The sequence below is a fragment of the Bradyrhizobium uaiense genome, assembly GCF_010811875.1.
GTDB lineage: Bacteria > Pseudomonadota > Alphaproteobacteria > Rhizobiales > Xanthobacteraceae > Bradyrhizobium > Bradyrhizobium uaiense.
In genome coordinates this window covers 1-20,170 of the sequence record NZ_VKHP01000058.1, presented here as the reverse complement: position 1 = coordinate 20,170, position 20,170 = coordinate 1, and the positions used below count along the sequence as shown (strand labels likewise).

The following is a 20,170-nucleotide window of genomic DNA, read 5'->3' as shown; positions in this document are numbered from 1 at the left end:
ATTCGAAGAAAAGTCAGCCCGCTCTGGAGACATTCTCACGCCAAGCTGATTTTACTGGTCACAAAAACGCGCTAAAGCGCGGGAAATGCTGGTGAGCGCTTACTCATCGCACCTCCACTTCCATTCGGCGTGATCCCTTCGGAAAACCACTTTCCACTTTTCCGGGGCATGCCTCAGGCACAGGCCATGTCGACCGCGTCCACACTCCCCTCCGCCCGGCGCACCACCCGCAGACTGACGATCCGGCGGATCGCCGCCTGGATTGCCTCGCGCGCCACCGATCCCAAGACCGGGCTGTGGTTCGTGATCGGCTTCGCGCTGGTCCACGCGGTGCTGTGGACGATGATCCTGGTCAAGCTCAAGGCCGCGCAGGACGTCCATATGGATGTCGCCGAGGCCTATGCCTGGGGTCAGCGCTTCCTGCTCGGCTATGGCAAGCATCCGCCGCTGTCGGGCTGGATCGCCGGGGTCTGGTTCAGGATTTTCCCTGTCACCAACTGGTCGACCTATGCGCTCGCGATGGCCACCGTCAGCTTCGCGCTTGTCGTGTGCTGGCTGATCGCGCTGCGTGTCGTCGATCGCCGCCGCGCGTTCTTCATGGTGGTGATGCTCGCGCTCTACCCGATCTTCAATTTCAAGGGTTTCAAATACAACGCCGACCTCGCGCAGCTGGTGCCGCTGCCGCTGTTGGTGCTGGCCTATCTGAACGCGTTCGAGAGGCGCAGCGTCAAATCGGGCCTCTGGCTCGGCTTTGCCGGCATGCTGGCGCTGATGACCAAATACTGGGTGGTGACGATGATCGGCGCCATCGGGCTTGCCGCGTTGATCCATCCGCAGCGCAGCCAGTTCCTGCGCTCGCCGGTGCCATGGGTTGCGATCGGCACCATGCTCGTGGCGATGATCCCGCATCTGGTCTGGCTGGAGGAGGTGAACTTCGTCCCGTTCACCTATGCCGGTGATGTCTACGCATTGTCGAGCCGCGCGCTCAACGTGCAGCTCGTGATCGGTTACGTCATGCACAATCTCGGGCTGCTCGCGATTCCGACCGTGCTCGGCCTCGTCGCGCTGCTGCTGGGATCGGTGCCTTGGCGGCCGTCGGACGTGCTGGCGCGGATCTGGTCGCGCGGACCCAATCCCGGCGTCAAGCTTACGCAGGCGCTCAACGTCTGGATCATCCAGGCGATCGTCGCGATCGGACCGCCGCTCGGCGCACTGGCGTTCACCGTCTATATCAAGACCGATTGGGGCATTCCGCTGTTCTTCCTGGTCCCGCTTGCGCTGGTTGCGATCCCGTCGCTTCGTTTCCCGCGCATGGCGCTGTTCTCGATCACGGCAGTCTGGTTCGTGGCGACGATGGTTACGCTGATTGCCGCGCCCTCGATCGCCACGCAGGAGATCGCCTCCAACCGTATCGGCGGCTCGACCTACGCCGCGCGCTCCGAGCTCGCGCGCGAGCTCACCGAGACCTGGCAGAACAAATTCCATTCGCGCTGGGCCGTGGTCGTCGCACGTTCCGACATCGGTGAGCCGATGACGTTCTACAGTCCGGATCATCCGGCCTCGCTGGTGCCGGGCGAAGCGTGGTCGTCGGGGCTGACGTCGCTTGAGGAAGCCAGGCGCCTCGGCTTCATCGGCGTCTGCGACACCACCGATCCGGTGTTCCTGCAACCATGCGAGGCGTGGATGGCCGAGAATGCCAAGAATGCCGAGCCGCTGGTGATGAACACCACGCGCTTCTTCAACGGCCATCCCGGTCCGTCGACGGTGTGGAAGGTCTATCTGGTGCCGCCGGCGAAGTAGCGCCGCTCAGAGTCCGCGAATCTATCAACATCGTCATTGCGAGGAGCGACAGCGACGAAGCAATCCATCTCTGTACTTGCTGCGCTATGGATTGCTTCGCTTCGCTGGCAATGACGAGGATAGACCCGTCATCCCCGCGCAATGGCTTTGCCATTGTCGCTGGAGGTGCGAGCTCTTGCGAGCCTCGAAGGATCGACGGCCACCGGTCGGGCCGTGCATCCTTCGAGACGCGCTTCGCGCTCCTCAGGATGACGGGGAGAGGCTTCGCTCAGCGTAGCGGCTGAGGATCGCCGTTACGTGCCTTCCTCGTTGAACTTGCTGGCGACGAGTTCGGCGATGGCGTCGAGCGCTTGCTCCGCTTCGGCGCCCTTCGCGGAGACCACGACCGTGGTGCCGGGCCCTGCGGCGAGCATCATCAATCCCATGATCGAGGTGCCGCCGACGGTCTCACCGCCGCGCGTGACCCAGATCTCGGCGTTGAAGCGCTCGACCGTCTGGACGAATTTGGCCGATGCCCGCGCATGCAGGCCGCGCTTGTTGACGATCAGGAGTTCGCGCGAGATGGCGCCCGCTGGCACGCCCGGGCCGACATGGTTTTCGCCCGGGGCCTCGTCGCTCATTTGCCGGCGAGAACGCGGCTGGCGATGGTGACGTATTTGCGGCCGGCTTCCTGCGCCATTGCGATCGCGTCGGGCAGCGAACGCTCCTCGCGAACCTTGGCAAGCTTGACCAGCATGGGAAGATTGATGCCTGCGAGCACTTCCACCTTGGGACGGCTCATGCAGGAGATCGCAAGGTTGGACGGCGTGCCGCCGAACATGTCGGTGAGGATCGCAACGCCGTCGCCGCTATCGACGCGATTCACCGCTTCGATGATGTCGCTTCGACAGAGATCGGAATCATCCTCGGCCCCGATCGTAATCGCTTCAATTTGTTTCTGCGGACCCATGACGTGTTCGAGCGCAGCTCGGAACTCGTCGGCAAGGCGCCCATGGGTCACCAGCACTAGACCAATCATCGGAAACTCCTCGCGGGCGCCCTTTGGTGCACCGCACGAACGCGCCACTTTGACCATCCAGAGGCCCCGCGCAAGGGGGCATCTTGGCTAGTCTCCCGGTTCCTGGCGGTAGAGAGGGGAGGCTGCGCCGGCAAAATCCGACGCGATAGTGGATGTGATATGGTTACCAATTCCCTTCCCACAATTAGCCGCAAGATTACGGGACCATGAACTTTCAGGTTGTCGTCAGCGCAGCGACAACCAGCGGCAGGGGTTGGAAGCGGGCCGGCACGCCAATTCGCGGTAGTATGATGCCATTAAGGCGAGTCCTGAGCGCCTCGGGCGGCGGCAGCCGCTCGGCATCGTCGGCGGCGAGGTCGACGATCAGCCCGACCACGGCCTCGCTTGCGAACGGGCAATGGCGGATTCCGAGGGCGCGGATCTCGATCAAACCGGCCAATTGCGGTGCCGGGCGAACCCACAATTGTTCGCCGGCTGTGTCGAGATGGACACGGTCATCCCCCACCAAAACGGCCGGCGGGAGTGCTCCGGAGCGTCCGGCGAGAATCAGATCGAAGGCGAGGCGCGACTTGCCGGAGCCCGACGGGCCGCGGATCAGCACCGCACGCTCGCCGACCAGAACGGCGGATGCGTGCACGCTTGAATTGTCGCTCATAGTATTGGCAGCCTGACCACGAAACGTGCGCCGGCCACGGTGGGCTTGCCGTCTTCGTCCGCAGGGCCCGGACGGTTCTCCGCCCAGATGCGCCCGCCATGCGCGTCGATGATCTGCTTGGAGATCGAAAGCCCAAGGCCGGAGTTCTGGCCGAAACCCTGGTGCGGCCGGTCGGTGTAGAAGCGCTCGAAGATCCGCTCCAGCGCGTCCTCGCCGATGCCAGGCCCATCATCGTCGACCACGATCTCGACCTCGCCGCGGGTGCGGCGGCAGACGATGCGCACCTTGTCGCCAGGCTTGGAGAACGATTGCGCGTTCGAGAGCAGGTTCGAGATCACCTGGCCGAGCCGGGAATCATGGCCGGGCACCGAGAGCGAATCGGTCGGTCCGCGGCCCTCGAAGCGGGCTTCGACGGCGACGTCGTGGCCGAGCCTGGTCTCGTTGGCGACGCTGGTCAGTGTCGTCAGCAGCCGGCGCAGATCGACCGGCGCCATGTCCTGACGCTGCAATTCGGCATCGAGCCGGCTCGCGTCGGATATGTCGGAGATCAGGCGATCGAGCCGCCTGACGTCATGCTCGATCACGGCGAGCAGCCGCCCGCGGCTGTTCTCGTTGCGCGCCAATGGCAGCGTCTCGACTGCTGATCGTAGCGACGTCAGCGGGTTCTTCAGCTCATGGGCGACATCGGCGGCGAACATCTCGATCGCCTCGATGCGGCTGTAGAGTGCGTTGGTCATGTCGCGCAGCGCGCCGGAGAGATGGCCGATCTCGTCGCGGCGTCCGGTGAAATCGGGAATCTCGACGCGGGTCTGGATGCGGTGACGGACCCGCTCGGCGCTTTCGGCGAGCCGCCGCACCGGGCCTGCGATCGTGCTCGCCAACAGCAGCGACAGCACGATCATGACGGCGGAGGCGACCCCGCCGATCTTGAGGATGGCGAGGCGCTCGGACATCACCAGCTGGTCGATGTCGTCGCCCTGGGTGGTCAGCATCAACGCGCCGCGCACGGCGCGGAAATGTTGCACGGGAACGGCAACCGACACGATGATCGCGCCGCGGTCGGTGACGCGCACCGCGCTGCCCTTCATGCCATCGAGCGATTGCGCGACTTCTGAATAGCCCCGGCCGCCTTCGGGGCCGAGCTCGCGGTAGATCGGCAGGTCGCCGCGGTTGAGCCAGGTCTTGATGGTGGCCTTGCTCTTCTCATACAGCGACGGCTTTTCCGACGGCGGCGGCAGCTCCATGCGCAGCACGTCGCCGCGCGCGAACAGATTGCGGCTGTCGAGGATCAGGCCGCCATCGCGGTCGAAGATGCGGGCCCGCGTCTTGGTCGGCGCGATCAGGCGGCGCAGGATCGGCGCGAGACGCTCGGGATTGATCGAGAAATCAGCCGATTCATCCGGCTGGCCAAAACTCTCGCCGGGCTTCAGGTCGAGCAGCCGGTCGGGATCGATGGTGACGGTATTGCCTTCGACGGTCGCGGACGCCGCGATCGCCTCCGAGATGATCTCGGCATAGACCAGGAGGCTCTGCGTCCGTGCCTCGATCAGGCCGGCGCGGAACTGCGAGAGATAGAGGATGCTTGCGACCAGCGCGACGAGGCCGGCGAGATTGAGCGAGACGATGCGCCGCGTCAGGCTCGAGAACGACAGCGCGAAGAAGAACTGACCGGCACGGCGCAGCCAACCGAGTGGACGGCGCCAGCCCTTGTCCTGCACCAGATCGTCGGCCACGGCCTCTTGATCGAGGAGCTGCGAGGCGTCCTCGGTGTTCTGGCCTTGCTCGAGCTGCGTTCGATCAAGCACTGGCAAAGCTGCCGGTTGGTATGGATGTCGTCCCGCGAAGCAGATGTTTGCCCGAGCTTACCCCAGCCGTGCGGAGCCTGTCAGTCAACAAGCCGCCCGGGAGGCGCAGATCAGGCTTCCTTGAAGCGATAGCCGACGCCGTACAGCGTCTCGATCATCTCGAAGTCGTCGTCGACCACCTTGAACTTCTTGCGCAGCCGCTTGATGTGGCTGTCGATGGTGCGGTCGTCGACATAGACCTGGTCGTCATAGGCTGCGTCCATCAGCGCGTTGCGGCTCTTCACGACGCCGGGGCGGGTGGCGAGCGCCTGGAGGATCAGGAATTCGGTCACGGTGAGCGTCACCGGCTCGTTCTTCCAGGTGCAGGTGTGGCGCTCCGGATCCATCCGCAGCAGGCCGCGGTCGAGCGCGCGGGCGTCCGGCTCCTTCGGTGCGGCGGCCGGGTCCTTCGGCTGACCGCGGCGGAGCACGGCCTTGACGCGTTCGACCAGCAGGCGCTGCGAGAACGGCTTGCGGATGAAATCGTCGGCGCCCATTTTCAGGCCGAACAGTTCGTCGATCTCCTCATCCTTCGAGGTGAGGAAGATCACCGGCAGGTCGGACTTCTGGCGGAGCCGGCGCAGCGTTTCCATGCCGTCCATGCGCGGCATCTTGATATCGAGGATCGCAAGATCGGGCGGCGACGTGCGAAATCCATCCAGCGCCGACGCACCGTCCGTGTAGGTCATGATGCGATAGCCTTCGGCTTCGAGCGCGATCGAGACCGACGTGAGAATGTTGCGGTCGTCGTCGACCAAGGCGATTGTGGGCATGAGCTGCTTTCACAATGAGAGTGGCTTAAACGGCGGGCACTCAGGCGACTCGCCGTTAGAAATGGGCTTCGAGCGCGGTCAACGAGCAATGCAAGCTGGGCTGAAGTGTGACCGAGTTCCGCAAATAACGCTCTGCGACCCATGCGATGGACCCCATATAGCACCCTGAGACCGTGAGAAAAGGCCCTTTTTTCAAAGGGAACCGGCCCGATTCGCCCCAAAATGACCCCGATAGGCCCATGCAACCGACCGACGACTTCGACCCTTTCCGCCTTGCCCGCTCGCTGCTCCGCCGCAGCCGCCAGGGCGCGCTTGCTACCCTGATGGCCGGGACCGGCGATCCCTATTGCTCGCTGGTCAGCCTGGCGAGCCATCCCGACGGCGCGCCGATCCTGCTGATTTCCCGGCTGGCGGTGCACACCAAGAATATCCTTGCCGACAACAGGGTGTCGCTGATGCTGGACGAGCGCGCCGAGGGCGATCCGCTGGAGGGCGCCCGGATCATGCTGGCGGGGCGGGCGGAGGAGGTCACCGAGGCCGAGCGCGACCTCGTCAGGGGACGCTATCTCGGCGTCCATCCATCGGCGGAAGCCTTTGTAGAATTTAAGGATTTTTCGTTCTTCGTGATCCGGCCGAGCGGCGCCCATCTGGTGGCCGGGTTCGGCCGCATCGTCGACCTCAAGCCCGCGCAATTCCTGACCGATCTCACCGGGGCCGACGCGCTGCTGGAGGCCGAGGCGGGCGCGGTGGCACATATGAACGAGGATCACCGCGAGGCCATGGACCTCTACGCCACGCGGCTGCTCGGCGCGCCAAGCGCCGACTGGCTCTGCACCGGCTGCGACCCCGACGGCATGGACATGCAGGCCGGCCGCAACACGCTGCGGCTCGATTTCCCCGAACGGGTCACCAACGGCACCGAGCTGCGCAAGATGCTGGTGCGGCTCGCCGGCGAGGCGCGCGCCAAGGGATAGCGGAGCGACCGGCTCGCTCCGAACGGCGGTGCTGCGTCCGGCGAGGCATGGTGTCGCATGGCCGTGGCTGCCTGCCCGCTCGCCGAGGCGGAGCGAGAGTGCTTCCAACCGCCATCGCGCGCTTCGCAGCGTGCGTGACAGCGCAATCATTTCGTGCGTGCACTTCACGTCATCGCTGGTCGGCTTCATGCGCGCGCGAAGTTCTGGCGCTGCTGCACACGCTGACCGCGACGTGCCGGCCGCGTCGACGCGCGCATGCGACGCGGTGATTGCGTTACCATCGATCGTTGCGGTCAACGATCTCATCGACGCTGCACATGATTGCGTTGCGGAACATTTCGCCGTTGCCAGGCATTGAGATGATCGAGCTTCGACGCTGGCGTGTTGAGCTTGATCGAACCTGCTCATCTGCTGCTCATTGCCGACCAACGGTGCCTGCCATGTGCAACGCGATCGTGGACGGCGTCAACTCGTGGCAGCTTGTTTCAACGGCACATCCTCAGCGCGAAATGCATACCCGGCATTCTCGATGCCTTTTGGTTTGCACGGCGCTGGGCACATGCTGTTCGCTGGCACTCTTTGTGCATCGCAACGCCTTGTTCGCAGCAGGAAAGGCGACGAAACGTCGTCCGAGCGCGGCGAAAACAACGAGAAAACGAAAGCAAAGCGAAAGCGTTTCGCGCTGCGGTATTTGCGCCAGATGATGTGCCCGCCTTGGAATAAACCAAAAGCCGTTCGACTGGCTTGGCAAGCCCGGCGATCCCCACTATTAGGTCGCCGGACCGGGGCCGAGAGGCTATATTCTGATGACGGTCATCACCGCGACGGGGCGCGACTAGCGACATTCGCGCGAACAAGGATACGCGGGTTCGAGGAGGTTCTTCGTGCAAGAGACGGGCGTGCATAACGGTGCCTTTGGCGCCGACAAATTCGGCTTAAAAAATCTCAAGGGCGTGTATTGGAACTACGGTGCGCCTCAGCTTTACGAGCACTCGTTGCGCAATGGCGAAGCAGTGCTCTCGGCCGATGGCGCGCTTTGCGCGGACACCGGTGAGTTCACCGGCCGCAGCCCGAAGGACAAGTTCACGGTCCGCGACGGGCTGACCGACAAGAGCATGTGGTGGGCCGGTAATCAGTCGATCACCTCGGAGCAGTTTGCGACGCTCCATGCCGACTTCCTCAAGCATGCCGAAGGCATGACGCTGTTCGCGCAGGATCTCTACGGTGGCGCCGATCCGAAGCATCGCATCAGGACGCGCGTCTTCACCGAGCTCGCCTGGCACTCGCTGTTCATCCGCACGCTGCTCATTCGCCCGGAGACCGCTGAGCTCGCGGGCTTCGTGCCGGAGCTCACGATCATCGACCTGCCGAGCTTCCGCGCCGACCCGGCGCGTCACGGCGTGCGTTCGGAGAACGTCGTCGCGATCGATTTCGCCCGCAAGATCGTCCTGATCGGCGGCTCGCAATATGCCGGCGAGATGAAGAAGAGCGTGTTCACCACGCTGAACTATTACCTGCCCGAGAAGGGCGTGATGCCGATGCACTGCTCGGCCAATGTCGGGCCCGACGGCGACACCGCGATCTTCTTCGGCCTGTCCGGCACCGGCAAGACCACGCTCTCGGCCGATCCGAAGCGTACGCTGATCGGCGATGACGAGCATGGCTGGAGCGAGGACGGCGTCTTCAATTTCGAAGGCGGCTGCTATGCCAAGTGCATCAAGCTGTCGGGTGAAGCCGAGCCGGAGATCTATGCCGCCAGCAAGCGCTTCGGCGCCGTGCTGGAAAATGTCGTGCTCGGTGAGCGCGACCGCGTGCCCGATTTCGACGACGGCTCCAAGACCGAGAACACCCGCTCGGCCTATCCGCTCGATTTCATCCCGAACGCTTCGCGCACCGGCTGCGCGCCGCATCCGAAGAACGTCGTGATGCTGGCGGCCGACGCTTTCGGCGTGATGCCGCCGATCGCCAAGCTGACGCCGGCGCAGGCGATGTATCACTTCCTGTCCGGCTACACCGCGAAGGTCGCCGGCACCGAGCGTGGTCTCGGCAACGAGCCGCAGCCGGAATTCTCCACCTGCTTCGGTTCGCCGTTCCTGCCGCGCGATCCGTCGGTGTATGGCAACATGCTGCGCGAGCTGATCGCCAAGCACAATGTCGATTGCTGGCTGGTCAACACCGGCTGGACCGGCGGCAAGTACGGCACCGGCCGCCGCATGCCGATCAAGGTGACGCGCGCGCTGCTCACCGCGGCACTGAACGGCAGCTTGCGCAATGCCGACTTCCGCACCGACCGGTATTTCGGCTTCGCGGTGCCGACCTCGCTGCCGGGCGTCGAGCCGCACCTTCTCGATCCGATCAAGACCTGGGCCGACAAGGCCGAGTTCGACAAGACCGCGCGTGCGCTGGTCGGCATGTTCCAGAAGAACTTCGCCAAGTTCGAAGCGCAGGTCGACGCCGAAGTCCGCGCCGCCGCGCCGGAAGTGAAGCTCGCGGCGGAGTAGCTGGCTCGCGCTGATTTCGTGATTTGAAAAGGCGGCCCTCGTGGCCGCCTTTTCTGTTTTTCGATCTCTCTATCGCCGCGCGATGCTAAGTCATCCCGTCACCCTGAGGAGCGCGAAGCGCGTCTCGAAGGGTCGACGGCCCGACTGTGGCCGTGCATCCTTCGAGGCTCGCCCAGCGGCGCAGTTGCGCCGCAAGGCTCGCACCTAAGGATGACGGGACTGGAAGAGCGCTCCGCTACTCCCCCATCTCCGGCAGCACGGCATTACTCGGCGTCTGCCGGTCCGTAATCTGCAGACCGAACAGGCTGCCGATCAATTCGACGGCGACGCGCGCGGTGCGGCCGCGCTCGTCGAGGAAAGGATTGAGCTCGACGATGTCGAGCGAGCGCACCAGTCCGGAATCGTGCAGCAGCTCCATGATGAGATGGGCTTCCCGATAGGTCGCGCCCCCCGGCACCGTGGTGCCGACGCCGGGTGCGACCTCCGGGTCGAGGAAGTCGACGTCGAACGAGACATGCAGCACACCGTTCTTTGCCTTGACGCGGTCGATGACGCGGCGGGTCAGCACGGCGACCCCGAACTCGTCGATCTGGCGCATGTCTGATATCGAGACGTTGCGTTGCCGCAGCAGCTTGCGCTCCAGCGGATCGACCGAGCGGGTGCCGATCAGGTCGAGTTGCTCGGGCGGGATCGAGGCGCGCGGCAGTCCGCCGAGCAGATCGTCGAGGCCGGGCTCGCCGCACAGGAAGGCTGCCGACATGCCGTGCATGTTGCCGGTGATGGTCGTGGCCGGCGTGTTGTAGTCGGCATGCGCGTCGACCCACAGCGCAAACAGCGGCCGGCCTTTTTCCTGCCAGTAGCGCGCGACGCCGTTGATCGAGCCCATCGACAGCGAGTGATCGCCGCCCATGAAGATCGGGATCGCGCCGGAATGCGCCAGCCAGTAGGCGCGCTCGGACAGCGCGCGGGTCCAGGTCTTCACCTCGTCGTAGAATTTGGTGTTGGCCGGCACGGGGCCGTCGGCCACGACTTGCGGGATCGCAAGGTTGCCATGGTCGTCAACGCGGAAGTCGAGCTGCTCGAGCAGGCGCGCGATGCCCGCGGTGCGCAGCGCGTCCGGTCCCATCAGCGGGCCGGCCTGCGAGGCGCCGATTTCGATGGGAACGCCAAGCAGCGCGATGCGGGACGGTTTGGAATTGTCGGCTTCGGACATGCGGCTGAGCTCCCAAGGGCGTGGAACAGAAGCGACGCGCCAATGTTCCCTCAACCCTTGAAATAGGCAACCCGGTCCAATCCGGCCATGTGGATAGTCGCGGCCTGCTTACACCTTGAAATAGGCGATCTGCGTCGTGGTCGCGAGCAGGCGGCCGGAGGGTGACCATAATTCGCCGTGCTGGTCGCCGTAGCTCTTGTGGAACACCTTGGCGTCGGCTGTGGCGAGCACGCGGGTGGTATCCTCGGCGTCGAGATCGGCCGCGTCGGCGTGGAAATAAGTCGTCAGCGACACCGTGCCGAACGGCACCAGCTCGTGGCGCGCGTGGAAGACGCGGCCGAAGAACGCATCCGACATCGACATCAGCGACAGCGCATCGAGCTTGCGCGGCACGCGATCGGCGATCCAGAGCTTCGAATATGGGCTCGACGGCTCGCTCGCGGCAGCGCCGCCGAGCTTCGGCTCGCCCGCGGCGAAGCGGAAATCATACTGGTTGGCCCAGGTCATCTTGAGCTTCGGATAGGACCGCAGCTCTTCGAACGGCACGGCACCCGGAAATTCGGCCGGCTGGTGCGACCATGACGGCCGGCGCTCGGCGAACACGGCGGTTGCCAGCGTCGCGACCTCGCCGCCGCCTTGCGTCATCTCGACCGACCAGTGCTGGCTCGAGCGGTTGGCCTTCACCAGGCGTACGTCGAGATCGAACATGCCCTCGGCGACCGGCGCACAGTAATTGACCGTCAGCGCCAGCGGATCGCCCGCGCGCTGCGGGTGTTGCATCAGGGCACGCAGGATGGTCGCCGCCGTGCAGCCGCCGAACGGGCCGACGAACGCCCAGTAATCCGGGCTGGTCCGTCCCTGCCAGCGGCTGTCGCCGGCAGTCACGGCAGTTGCTTCATCGAAAAGGTGCGGCGTCTTGGTGAGCATGCAATTTCCTAGCTGCAAATCTGTCCAGCCGTCATTGCGAGGAGCTCGCGACAAAATTGCAAAGCAATTTTGCGCTGAAGCGACGAAGCAATCCATCCTTCCGCATATGCTGTGCGATGGATTGCTTCGCGGAGCCTGTCATCGGGCGCGCGTTCGCGCGACCCGTTGGCTCGCAATGACGTTTGCGTTTGGACAAGCAGTACCCCAGCGACCACGCCGAATTCAATGACGTCGAACGTAATCGATTTCCGCGCCCCGGGATTACCCCTTCGCCTCACGCTGGGTGCCCAATAGCGGCGAGGCGCCTGGGTGTACCGGCACGTGCCAGATGTCCTCGGCATATTCGCGAATGGTGCGGTCGGAGGAGAACCACACCATGCGCGCCACGTTGAGGATCGAGGCGCGGGTCCAGGCCGGCGGCACCTGCCAGCGCGCGTCGATGCCGCGCTGTGCGTCGTAGTAGGAATCGAAATCGGCCGAGACCATGTAGTGGTCGAGATAGCGCAGCGCATGCCCGATCGAGGCGAAGCGCGCGGCATCGCCGGGCGAGAACTCGCCGCTTTCGACGGCGCGGATCGCGCGCTCGAGCCGCGGTGAGTTGCGGATCGCGTCGCTGGCATCGAGTCCCTGCTTGCGGCGGACCATGACGTCGCCGGCTTCGAGGCCGAAGATCGCGATGTTTTCCTCGCCGACCGCGTCGCGGATCTCGATATTGGCGCCGTCGAGCGTGCCGATGGTCAGCGCACCATTCAGCGCCAGCTTCATGTTGCCGGTGCCGGAGGCCTCCATGCCGGCGGTCGAGATCTGCTCGGAGAGGTCGGCGGCGGGGATGATCACCTCGGCGAGGCTGACATTGTAGTCGGCGAGGAAGGCGACCTTCAGCCTGCCGCCGAGCGAGGCGTCATTGTTGACGACCTCGGCGACGTCGTTGATCAGTTTGATGATCAGCTTGGCGTAGCGGTAGCTCGCCGCCGCCTTGCCGGCGAAGATTTTGACCCGCGGCACCCAGTTCGCACCCGGATCGTCCTTCATCGCGTGGTAGAGCGCGATCGTCTCCAGGATGTTGAGCAGCTGCCGCTTGTATTCGTGGATACGCTTGATCTGCACGTCGAACAGCGCCGACGGGTCGACCTTGATGTGGTTGCGCTCGCCGATCAGCCGCGCCAGCGCCAGCTTGTTGTGATGCTTGACGTCGCGGAAGCGCTTCTGGAATTCGAGATCGCTCGAATGGGTCTCCAGCCGCTCGAGCAACGAGAAGTCGTCGAGCACGGCTTCGCCGCAGGTCTCGCGCAGCAGCGCGGTCAGCCGCGGATTGGCCAGCATCAGCCAGCGGCGGAAGGTGATGCCGTTGGTCTTGTTGGTGATGCGCTGGGGATAGAGATGGTGGAGGTCGTGGAACACGGTCTCCTTCATCAGGTCCGAATGCATCGCGGAGACGCCGTTGATGCGGTGCGAGCCGACGAAGGCGAGCTGGCCCATCCGCACCCGGCGGCCGCTGCGCTCGTCGATCAGCGAGACCGAGGCGCGGTATTCGATGTCGCCGGGGAAGCGCTCCTCGGCGAGCGCGAGATGGGCCACGTTGATGCGGTAGATGATCTCGAGATGTCGCGGCAGCAGCCGCTCGAACAGTTCGACCGGCCAGGTCTCGAGCGCCTCCGGCAGCAGCGTGTGGTTGGTGTAGGACAGCGTCGCGACCGTGATCTTCCAGGCCTCGTCCCAGCGGAAGCTGTGCAGGTCGACCAGGATGCGCATCAACTCGGTGACAGCAAGGCTCGGATGGGTGTCGTTGAGCTGCACCGCCGCCTTCTGCGCGAGGTTGCGCAGGCCGCCGTCCGAGGCGAGATGCCGCTTCACCAGATCCTGCAACGAGGCCGAGACGAAGAAATATTCCTGGCGCAGCCGGAGCTCGCGGCCCGCCGCGCTCTCGTCGTTCGGATAGAGGAATTTGCAGATCGCTTCCGCGCGCGCCTGCTCGGCGCTGGCCGAGACGTAGTCGCCTGAGTTGAACACGTCGAGCTGGAGCGGATCGGGCGCGTGCGCCGACCACAGCCGCAGCGCGTTGACGTGCTGGCCGCGCCAGCCGACGATCGGCGTGTCGTAGGCCATCGCCTCGACGGTTTCCGCCGGGTGCCAGGTAGCGCGGTCGCGGCCGCGCTCGTCGACATGCTCGACATGGCCGCCGAAATGGACGTTGTAGACCACCTCCGGCCGCTGGAATTCCCAGGGGTTGCCGAAGGCGAGCCATTCGTCGGGATATTCCTGTTGCCAGCCGTGATTCATGATCTGCCGGAACAGGCCGAAATCGTAGCGGATGCCGTAGCCGGTCGCCGGGATCGCCAGCGTCGCCATGCTTTCCATGAAGCAGGCCGCGAGCCGGCCGAGGCCGCCATTGCCGAGCGCCGCATCCGGCTCGCATTTGCGCAGGTCGGAGAGATCAACGCCGAGGTCGCCGAGCGCCGCCTCGAACAGCGGCAGCAGCCCCATATTATTCAGCGCGTCGGTGAACAGGCGGCCGATCAGGAATTCGAGCGAGAGATAATAGACGCGCTTGGCACCGGCGTCGTAGGTCTGCTTCTCGGCCGTCAGCCAGTGGTGCACGATGCGGTCGCGCAGTGTCAGCGCCGCCGCCTTGTACCAGTCGCGCCTGGTTGCGACCGTGGCGTCCTTGCCGATCGCAAGCCGCAGCTTGGCCAGGATCGCGCCCTTGATCTCGGTCAGCGCCAGTTCGTCGATCGGCTGGTTCAATGCCGGGTAGTTTGTCTGTTCCTGCAACGCCCAATCCCTGCCGTTCAGATTTGAGCATGATCCCCTCGGAAATCCGGTATCCACGGTTTCTCGATCATGTTCCAACGCAATGATACGCGCCTTGCATGGCAACCGAAACTGTCCGGGACAAGGCCAAACCCGGCGCTGCCTCGATTTTATGCAAGGACCGGGCCGCTCCGGGAACCTTCCGGGCCTGCTGGCACCGGTGCTACGATCGCGCTGTGAAAGCCGGGATTTTCCGACAATCGGCGGAGGATGCGTGATGAGATTGTTGATCGAAATCGCGGCCGCAGCATTGCTCGTGGTGTGCATCACGGCGACCAGCGCAGCCTACGCAGCAGGCAGAGGCGGCCGCAGCGCGGACGGCCTGACGTGCAGCTTCAGCGTGGCGCAGAACGCTTCGCCCGCCGCGCGCTGCGCCGCCATCAAGCATCAATGCGGTGGCAAGTTCTACGCGAACGCCTGCGGCGACAAGCTGCTGTCCGCAGCGAATTGAACACGCGCAATGCGCTTTCATGCGCCGGTTGGGACACCGTGGTGATACGGATTTCCAAGGCTTAACAAGTCCTTTACAACCACACCTGTCGCTCGTGGGGCGGGCACATTTTTCCAGCTCCGACGCATTTCATACCGAAGCAATTTTCAACGGGCCGCTGACTTAGTCAGCGGCCCGAATTGCTTTCGGGGACGGCGACCGCGCGCGACGGGGCGATGATGCTCGCTCGCGCCACATCGTCGTCCTGGCGAAAGCCAGGACCCATTACCCCGACTGTCAAATGAGGTCGGACCGGTCGTTCCAATCCGGATTGTCCGCTTCGATCAGCTTGATCTTCCAATCGCGCTTCCAGAACTTCAGTTGCTTCTCGCGGGCGATCGCTTCCTGCGGTGTGGCAAATTCTTCGATGTGAACGAGACGGAAGACCCGGTATTTGTAGACAAACTTGGAGCCTCGGCCCGAACGATGCAGTTCGAGCCGCAGGCGAATATCGTTCGTCACGCCGACGTAGATCGTGCCGTGATGCCGGCTCGCGAGAATGTAGACGTAGTAGCTGCCGGCGGTGCTCATACGTGGCCAAAGCTCGCGATATCTCAGCCTATCGGGGTAATGGGTCCTGGCTTTCGCCAGGACGACGCTTAAAAATGATCCATAAACCGGTACTGTCCTAGTTAGGACACTCGCAACCGGCAATTGAGACACTGGGCGGCGACTATCTGGAAGTCGCAACTAAGGGGCCTGCATGACTTACGTTCCACCTCCACCTCCTGAGAGATCCTTCGGGGCGGTCTGTGGCTTCATCCTTTTTATGCTGTTCCTCGCGCTGATACTGATCGCGGTGACTGTTGGCCCGCTTCTGACCAAGAGGGGATGGAGTTGACGGAAGGAAAGTTCCAGTCCTTAACCAATCAGAACGAATTAAGAACACTTTAGCAAGTCTTTGATATATCATTATGATTCGGCGCTGCGCCGATACAATACCTAGGGTCTCCCAGCCTCCGCGAGGACTACATGTCCACCATCGCCTTCGATCAATTCGCTCTCACCCGCATCGCGGATTTCGCCCGCTCGCTGTCGCGGCTGCATCAGGCCTCGCGGCGCCAGCCGATCGACGACGACCAGCTCGATCGCGAGTTCAACGCGGTCTGCATGTCGATCTGGGGCTACACCACGGATGATTTCAGCGACGAGCTGTTTTCGCTCGAGGATCACGCCTGGCTCGATACGCTCGACGAAGCGCATGCGCGGATCTTCGCCGGCGAGCAGGGCTACGACCTCGTCGACGATCACGGCATGCTGACCGACTGGTGGGGCTATTGCTGGATGATCCTCGCCGAGAAGCGCGGCCTCCTCAACCCGGAGAACCGCGCCGCTGCGCGGGCCGCGATCGAGGAGAAGTACCTGGCTGCGCCGAACGTGATCGGCGTGATCGTGGCGCGCTGACAGGCGCCCGCACAGCTCGCAACCCTCAGTTCGCCTCGGCCCGCTTGGCGGGCTTTGCGGCGCTGCCCTTCGGCACAACCGACGACGGCGCCGGCGGCGCGACATCGCGGCTGGTTTCCGGCAGCGGCGCGTCGCTCGCGAGCTCGGCGCTGACCGGAGCGACCTTCATTTCGCCGAGCCGGGCGCGGACCGCCGCGGTCAACCCGGGATAGGAGGCGACCGGGGTGAAGTCGAACGACTGCTCGTTGCCGACGCGGATGCCGGTATAGGCGACCAGGCCGTCGGTGGTCGCGATCACGTCACCGGCCTTCAGCGAGGCGTCGAGGGTGAGGTCGACCGGCGCGAGCCCTGCCGGGTCGCGGCCGTTGCAGGTGCAGTCGGCGCGCAACGCCTTGCGATAGGCGAAGGCGTTCTCGCTGTCGGCGTAGCGTTCGCCGGTGCTCGAGGCGGAGCTGTCGATATGGCTGCCGTAATAGACCTTGGTGGCGCTTGCCGGACAGAAGGCCTGGCAGAGCTGCGCCGGCGTCGCGTTGCCGCGCATCGTCAGCGGAAAATACTTGCCGTCGCAGCTGCGCACGCAATAGGCCGGTCCGGAACCGGCCACGCGCGTTGCCGATTGAGGTGCGGATGTCTGCCGTTCCGGCTGCTGGTTGAGGCCGAACGGATCGGCGAAGAAATTGGCTTGCGGCGGGGCCTGCCGGCCCTGCTGCTTCTGGGAACCGCCGAAGAAGAAGTCGAACAGCCCTTCGGCTGAGACGGGTGCGGGCACGACCAGCACGGAACCCGCAACGGCTGCGGCGGCAAGGATCACGCGGCGCCGCATGCGCCGATCACTCAACTCTGTACGCAACGCCAACTCCACCCGACGCGCCGCGGCGACAAAGTGCCCCGGCGGATTCACCATAGGGTGGGATGGTAAACGAGCGATTGATCGGGCGTGACGGCGTCACAAGAAGAAGGCGGGGTTGCGCGAACCCCTCTTCTCCCTCGCCCCGCTCTTGCGGGGAGAGGGTCGGGGTGAGGGGCTGCATCCGCGAATTGCAAACGAGGTTAGACCTGTACCCCCTCACCCGGATCGCATCTTACGATGCGACATAGCCGAAGCTTTGCTTCGGCGTCCTTGAGATACGGCCGCCGCAGGCGGCCTATGCCTCTCCCCGCAAGCGGGGCGAGGTGAGGAGAGAACCTCAGTCCTTCAGGAACTCGCTGGCCTTGTACAGCGCGCGGAACGGCAAGCCGGCCTCGGTAAATGTCTCGGTCGCGCCTTCCTCGCGGTCGACCATGGTGAAGACCAGCGCGATCTCGCCGCCGGCCTCGCGCACGGCTTCCGCCGCCTTCAGCGCCGATCCGCCTGTCGTGGTGACGTCCTCGACGATCACGATGCGCTTGCCCACCAGCGTCTCGCCCTTGGCGAGGCCTTCGACCGAAAGCCGCGCGCCGTGCTCCTTCGGCTTCTTGCGCACGAAGAAGGCGGCGATCGGGTGGCCCTTCAGCCAGGAGAGCTGTGCGATGGCGCCGGCGAGCGGCACCGCGCCCATCTCGAGCCCGCCGACGAGATCGAGCCTGTCGTCCTTCAGTGCTTCATAGGTCAGCTCGGCGAGCAATGCAGCGCCTTCGGGATCGAGCATCGTCGGCTTCAGGTTGAAATAGAAGTCGCTCTTGCGGCCCGACGCCAACGTGATCTCGCCGCGGCCGAACGAACGCTTGCGGATGATCTCGGCGAGGCGGGCGCGGGAAGCTGATTTGGACAAGGCGTTTTCCCTTGGAGGGTGTTGGGATTTCTTGGGGTCTCAGGCGGCCGGCAATCTATCGGCGGTTACCGGCACATTCCAGCGGGTATATCCCGCCGTCAACAGTGCCCGCGCCGCCATTTTCAGCGCAGCCGTGTGCGGAAAGCGCGGTTGTGCGGCCGTTCCATTCCCCGTAAGCAGGCGCCAAACGCTCGGCCAAACACTTGCACGGGAAGCGGAAATGACCATCGAGCTGCACACCTGGAACACGCCCAATGGCCGCAAGATTTCGGTCGCGCTCGAGGAAATGGGGCTGCCCTACAAGGTGATCCCGGTGAATATCGGCAAGGGCGAGCAGATGGCGCCCGCCTTCCTCGCGATCAGCCCGAACAACAAGATCCCGGCGATCGTCGATCCCGATGGCCCCGGCGGCAAGCCGGTCAGCATTTTCGAGTCCGGCGCGATCCTGCTCTATCTCGGCGAGAAGACCGGCAAGTTCCTGCCGAAACCGCTGGCGGAGCGGATCCCGGTCTATGAGTGGCTGATGTGGCAGATGGGCGGTTTCGGCCCGATGCCGGGCCAAGTGCACCACTTCATCGCGCTGGAAAACGAGCAGGACCGCGCCTACGGCCTGAAGCGCTACATGGCCGAGACGCGACGGCTCTATGGCGTGCTGGACCGCAGGCTGGATGGCCGCGATTTCGTCGCCGGCGATCTCTCGGTGGCCGATTTCGCCATCCTCGGCTGGGCCTGGCGCCACCCGCGCCACAAGGTCGATCTCGCCGACTTCCCCAACGTCAAGCGCTGGTACGAGACGCTGATGGCCCGCCCCGCGACCAAGCGTGGGATGGAGGCGAAGCTGGATTGATCCTCTTCTCCCTCGCCCCGCTCTTGCGGGGAGGGTTGGGGTGAGGGGCGGTGCCGCAACGACGGTGAGAATTGAGTTTGCGGTGAGTCCCCCTCACCCGGATCGCATCTAACGATGCGATCCGACCTCTCCCCGCAAGCGGGGCGAGGTAAGAAGATCACGCCCTTCGCGCCTCGAGCGCCATCTTCATCGCAAGCCCTGCGAGCACCGTGCCCATCAGCCAGCGCTGCACCAGCAGCCAGGTCGGGCGGGTGCCGAGGAACACCGCGATCGAGCCGGCGGCGAGTGCGATCATCGCGTTGACGCTGACGCTGATCACGATCTGGATCGAGCCGAGCGCGAGCGACTGCGTCAGCACGCTGCCGCCTGTGGGATCGATGAACTGCGGCAGCAGCGCGAGATACAGCATCGCGATCTTCGGGTTGAGCAGATTGGTGAGAAAGCCCATCGCGAACAATTTGCGCGGGCCGTCGACCTTCAGCGCCTTGACCTGGAACGGCGAGCGGCCGCCGGGCTTGAGCGCCTGCCACGCCAGCCACAGCAGATAACCCGCGCCGGCAAAGCGCAGCGCGTCATAGGCATAGGGAATTGCAAACAGCAGCGCGGTGATGCCGAACGCCGCGCACAACATGTAGAACACGAAGCCGAGCGCGACGCCGCCGAGCGAGACGATGCCGGCCGCCGGCCCCTGCGTGATCGAGCGCGAGATCAGGTACATCATGTTCGGCCCGGGCGTCAGCACCATGCCGAGGCAGACGAGCGCAAAGCCGAGCAAAGCGGATGTGTGGGGCATGATGGGTCTCGCGTGGGGATGCACACACTTCTAGCGTGCCATCCGCCGCGCAGCCATGCTGGAATTGCTCTCGGAGCAATGTATGGGCCGCGGTGGCGGTGCAAGAGTTTCAGCCGGAACGGCTGATCGCACACGGCAAGTAAGGTGAGCACATCGGTCAGGCTCCCTCTCCCCTTGCGGGAGAGGGTGGGGAGAGGGGTAGCCCCGGGCGCGATGATCAATAGACGCGCGGCTCGCGCAATATCGAACCGCGCGTCATCGAAGCTCATCTTGAGAGCGCGCCGAGTGATACCCCTCTCCCCACCCTCTCCCGCAAGGGGAGAGGGAGCCCGTCTGCCGGTGCTCACCTTACTTGGAGCGGAGCCGCAT

Annotated in this window: 18 protein-coding genes; 6 read left to right on the top strand and 12 right to left on the bottom strand. The window is 64.4% G+C overall.

Annotation, left to right across the window (positions count from 1 at the left end; genetic code table 11):
* Nucleotides 1–186: 186 nt before the first annotated feature.
* Nucleotides 187–1,800, top strand: coding sequence for a glycosyltransferase family 39 protein (locus FNJ47_RS16485; protein ID WP_163154850.1), 1,614 nt, complete (start codon nt 187–189; stop codon nt 1,798–1,800).
* Between the two features lie 293 nt (nt 1,801–2,093).
* On the opposite strand, the gene FNJ47_RS16480 is transcribed toward FNJ47_RS16485, so the two are convergent.
* From FNJ47_RS16480 to FNJ47_RS16460, 5 genes are all read right to left on the bottom strand, one after another.
* The gene (locus FNJ47_RS16480) at nt 2,094–2,420 is read right to left on the bottom strand and encodes an HPr family phosphocarrier protein (RefSeq protein ID WP_163154848.1); all 327 of its coding nucleotides are present in this window, start codon (nt 2,418–2,420) and stop codon (nt 2,094–2,096) included.
* Entirely contained in the window at nt 2,417–2,818 is a 402-nt protein-coding gene (locus tag FNJ47_RS16475; RefSeq protein ID WP_021076632.1) for a PTS sugar transporter subunit IIA, read from the bottom strand. The genes FNJ47_RS16480 and FNJ47_RS16475 overlap by 4 nt, the downstream gene beginning before the upstream one ends.
* Nucleotides 2,819–3,032: 214 nt before the next feature.
* Nucleotides 3,033–3,473 carry an HPr kinase/phosphorylase gene (locus tag FNJ47_RS16470; RefSeq protein ID WP_163154846.1) on the bottom strand — a complete coding sequence of 147 codons (441 nt, stop codon included), beginning with the start codon at nt 3,471–3,473 and terminating at the stop codon, nt 3,033–3,035.
* Nucleotides 3,470–5,206: a stimulus-sensing domain-containing protein gene (locus FNJ47_RS16465; protein ID WP_430649385.1), complete on the bottom strand. Its 1,737-nt coding sequence runs from the start codon at nt 5,204–5,206 to the stop codon at nt 3,470–3,472. Before FNJ47_RS16465 ends, FNJ47_RS16470 begins: the two co-directional genes overlap by 4 nt.
* A 182-nt stretch (nt 5,207–5,388) precedes the next feature.
* A complete protein-coding gene (locus tag FNJ47_RS16460; RefSeq protein ID WP_024578921.1) occupies nt 5,389–6,090 on the bottom strand; it encodes a response regulator transcription factor in 702 nt (233 codons plus the stop codon).
* Between the two features lie 239 nt (nt 6,091–6,329).
* On the opposite strand from FNJ47_RS16460, the gene FNJ47_RS16455 reads away from it, so the two are divergent.
* Both FNJ47_RS16455 and FNJ47_RS16450 read left to right on the top strand, forming a co-directional pair.
* Entirely contained in the window at nt 6,330–7,064 is a 735-nt protein-coding gene (locus FNJ47_RS16455) for a HugZ family pyridoxamine 5'-phosphate oxidase (protein ID WP_163154842.1), read from the top strand.
* A gap of 884 nt (nt 7,065–7,948) precedes the next feature.
* Nucleotides 7,949–9,565 (top strand): phosphoenolpyruvate carboxykinase, encoded by a 1,617-nt coding sequence (locus FNJ47_RS16450; RefSeq protein ID WP_163154840.1) that lies wholly within the window; start codon nt 7,949–7,951, stop codon nt 9,563–9,565.
* Between the two features lie 235 nt (nt 9,566–9,800).
* On the opposite strand, the gene rocF is transcribed toward FNJ47_RS16450, so the two are convergent.
* From rocF to FNJ47_RS16435, 3 genes are all read right to left on the bottom strand, one after another.
* On the bottom strand, nt 9,801–10,778 hold the full coding sequence (rocF, locus tag FNJ47_RS16445; protein WP_163154838.1) for an arginase: 978 nt from the start codon (nt 10,776–10,778) through the stop codon (nt 9,801–9,803).
* A gap of 108 nt (nt 10,779–10,886) precedes the next feature.
* Nucleotides 10,887–11,705 (bottom strand): acyl-CoA thioesterase, encoded by an 819-nt coding sequence (locus FNJ47_RS16440; RefSeq protein ID WP_163154836.1) that lies wholly within the window; start codon nt 11,703–11,705, stop codon nt 10,887–10,889.
* A 261-nt stretch (nt 11,706–11,966) separates the two neighbouring features.
* On the bottom strand, nt 11,967–14,477 hold the full coding sequence (locus tag FNJ47_RS16435) for a glycogen/starch/alpha-glucan phosphorylase (protein ID WP_163154834.1): 2,511 nt from the start codon (nt 14,475–14,477) through the stop codon (nt 11,967–11,969).
* Between the two features lie 256 nt (nt 14,478–14,733).
* Here FNJ47_RS16435 and FNJ47_RS16430 point away from each other — a divergent pair, with 256 nt between their 5' ends.
* Complete coding sequence (locus FNJ47_RS16430; RefSeq protein ID WP_163154832.1) at nt 14,734–14,967, top strand: hypothetical protein; 234 nt, start codon at nt 14,734–14,736, stop codon at nt 14,965–14,967.
* Nucleotides 14,968–15,243: 276 nt separating this feature from the next.
* Here the strand turns inward: FNJ47_RS16430 and FNJ47_RS16425 are convergent, their stop codons facing one another.
* On the bottom strand, nt 15,244–15,537 hold the full coding sequence (locus tag FNJ47_RS16425) for a GIY-YIG nuclease family protein (protein ID WP_163154830.1): 294 nt from the start codon (nt 15,535–15,537) through the stop codon (nt 15,244–15,246).
* 441 nt (nt 15,538–15,978) lie between these two features.
* Here FNJ47_RS16425 and FNJ47_RS16420 point away from each other — a divergent pair, with 441 nt between their 5' ends.
* The gene (locus tag FNJ47_RS16420; protein WP_163154828.1) at nt 15,979–16,410 is read left to right on the top strand and encodes a hypothetical protein; all 432 of its coding nucleotides are present in this window, start codon (nt 15,979–15,981) and stop codon (nt 16,408–16,410) included.
* A 25-nt stretch (nt 16,411–16,435) separates the two neighbouring features.
* On the opposite strand, the gene FNJ47_RS16415 is transcribed toward FNJ47_RS16420, so the two are convergent.
* A complete protein-coding gene (locus FNJ47_RS16415; RefSeq protein WP_163154875.1) occupies nt 16,436–17,233 on the bottom strand; it encodes a DUF2865 domain-containing protein in 798 nt (265 codons plus the stop codon).
* Nucleotides 17,234–17,597: 364 nt separating this feature from the next.
* On the bottom strand, nt 17,598–18,161 hold the full coding sequence (gene pyrE / locus FNJ47_RS16410; RefSeq protein WP_163154826.1) for an orotate phosphoribosyltransferase: 564 nt from the start codon (nt 18,159–18,161) through the stop codon (nt 17,598–17,600).
* A 220-nt stretch (nt 18,162–18,381) separates the two neighbouring features.
* Here pyrE and FNJ47_RS16405 point away from each other — a divergent pair, with 220 nt between their 5' ends.
* Complete coding sequence (locus tag FNJ47_RS16405; protein ID WP_106324250.1) at nt 18,382–19,008, top strand: glutathione S-transferase family protein; 627 nt, start codon at nt 18,382–18,384, stop codon at nt 19,006–19,008.
* Nucleotides 19,009–19,165: 157 nt separating this feature from the next.
* Here the strand turns inward: FNJ47_RS16405 and FNJ47_RS16400 are convergent, their stop codons facing one another.
* Complete coding sequence (locus FNJ47_RS16400) at nt 19,166–19,801, bottom strand: LysE family translocator (protein ID WP_163154824.1); 636 nt, start codon at nt 19,799–19,801, stop codon at nt 19,166–19,168.
* Nucleotides 19,802–20,170: the final 369 nt, after the last annotated feature.

Excerpts from the sequence above, each read along its gene's own strand:
- FNJ47_RS16485 (WP_163154850.1), top strand. The coding sequence starts at position 187 with ATGTCGACCGCGTCCACACTCCCCTCCGCCCGGCGCACCACCCGCAGA.
- FNJ47_RS16480 (WP_163154848.1), bottom strand. The coding sequence starts at position 2,420 with ATGAGCGACGAGGCCCCGGGCGAAAACCATGTCGGCCCGGGCGTGCCA.
- FNJ47_RS16475 (WP_021076632.1), bottom strand. The coding sequence starts at position 2,818 with ATGATTGGTCTAGTGCTGGTGACCCATGGGCGCCTTGCCGACGAGTTC.
- FNJ47_RS16470 (WP_163154846.1), bottom strand. The coding sequence starts at position 3,473 with ATGAGCGACAATTCAAGCGTGCACGCATCCGCCGTTCTGGTCGGCGAG.
- FNJ47_RS16460 (WP_024578921.1), bottom strand. The coding sequence starts at position 6,090 with ATGCCCACAATCGCCTTGGTCGACGACGACCGCAACATTCTCACGTCG.
- FNJ47_RS16455 (WP_163154842.1), top strand. The coding sequence starts at position 6,330 with ATGCAACCGACCGACGACTTCGACCCTTTCCGCCTTGCCCGCTCGCTG.
- rocF (WP_163154838.1), bottom strand. The coding sequence starts at position 10,778 with ATGTCCGAAGCCGACAATTCCAAACCGTCCCGCATCGCGCTGCTTGGC.
- FNJ47_RS16440 (WP_163154836.1), bottom strand. The coding sequence starts at position 11,705 with ATGCTCACCAAGACGCCGCACCTTTTCGATGAAGCAACTGCCGTGACT.
- FNJ47_RS16430 (WP_163154832.1), top strand. The coding sequence starts at position 14,734 with ATGAGATTGTTGATCGAAATCGCGGCCGCAGCATTGCTCGTGGTGTGC.
- FNJ47_RS16425 (WP_163154830.1), bottom strand. The coding sequence starts at position 15,537 with ATGAGCACCGCCGGCAGCTACTACGTCTACATTCTCGCGAGCCGGCAT.
- FNJ47_RS16420 (WP_163154828.1), top strand. The coding sequence starts at position 15,979 with ATGTCCACCATCGCCTTCGATCAATTCGCTCTCACCCGCATCGCGGAT.
- FNJ47_RS16415 (WP_163154875.1), bottom strand. The coding sequence starts at position 17,233 with ATGCGGCGCCGCGTGATCCTTGCCGCCGCAGCCGTTGCGGGTTCCGTG.
- FNJ47_RS16405 (WP_106324250.1), top strand. The coding sequence starts at position 18,382 with ATGACCATCGAGCTGCACACCTGGAACACGCCCAATGGCCGCAAGATT.
- FNJ47_RS16400 (WP_163154824.1), bottom strand. The coding sequence starts at position 19,801 with ATGCCCCACACATCCGCTTTGCTCGGCTTTGCGCTCGTCTGCCTCGGC.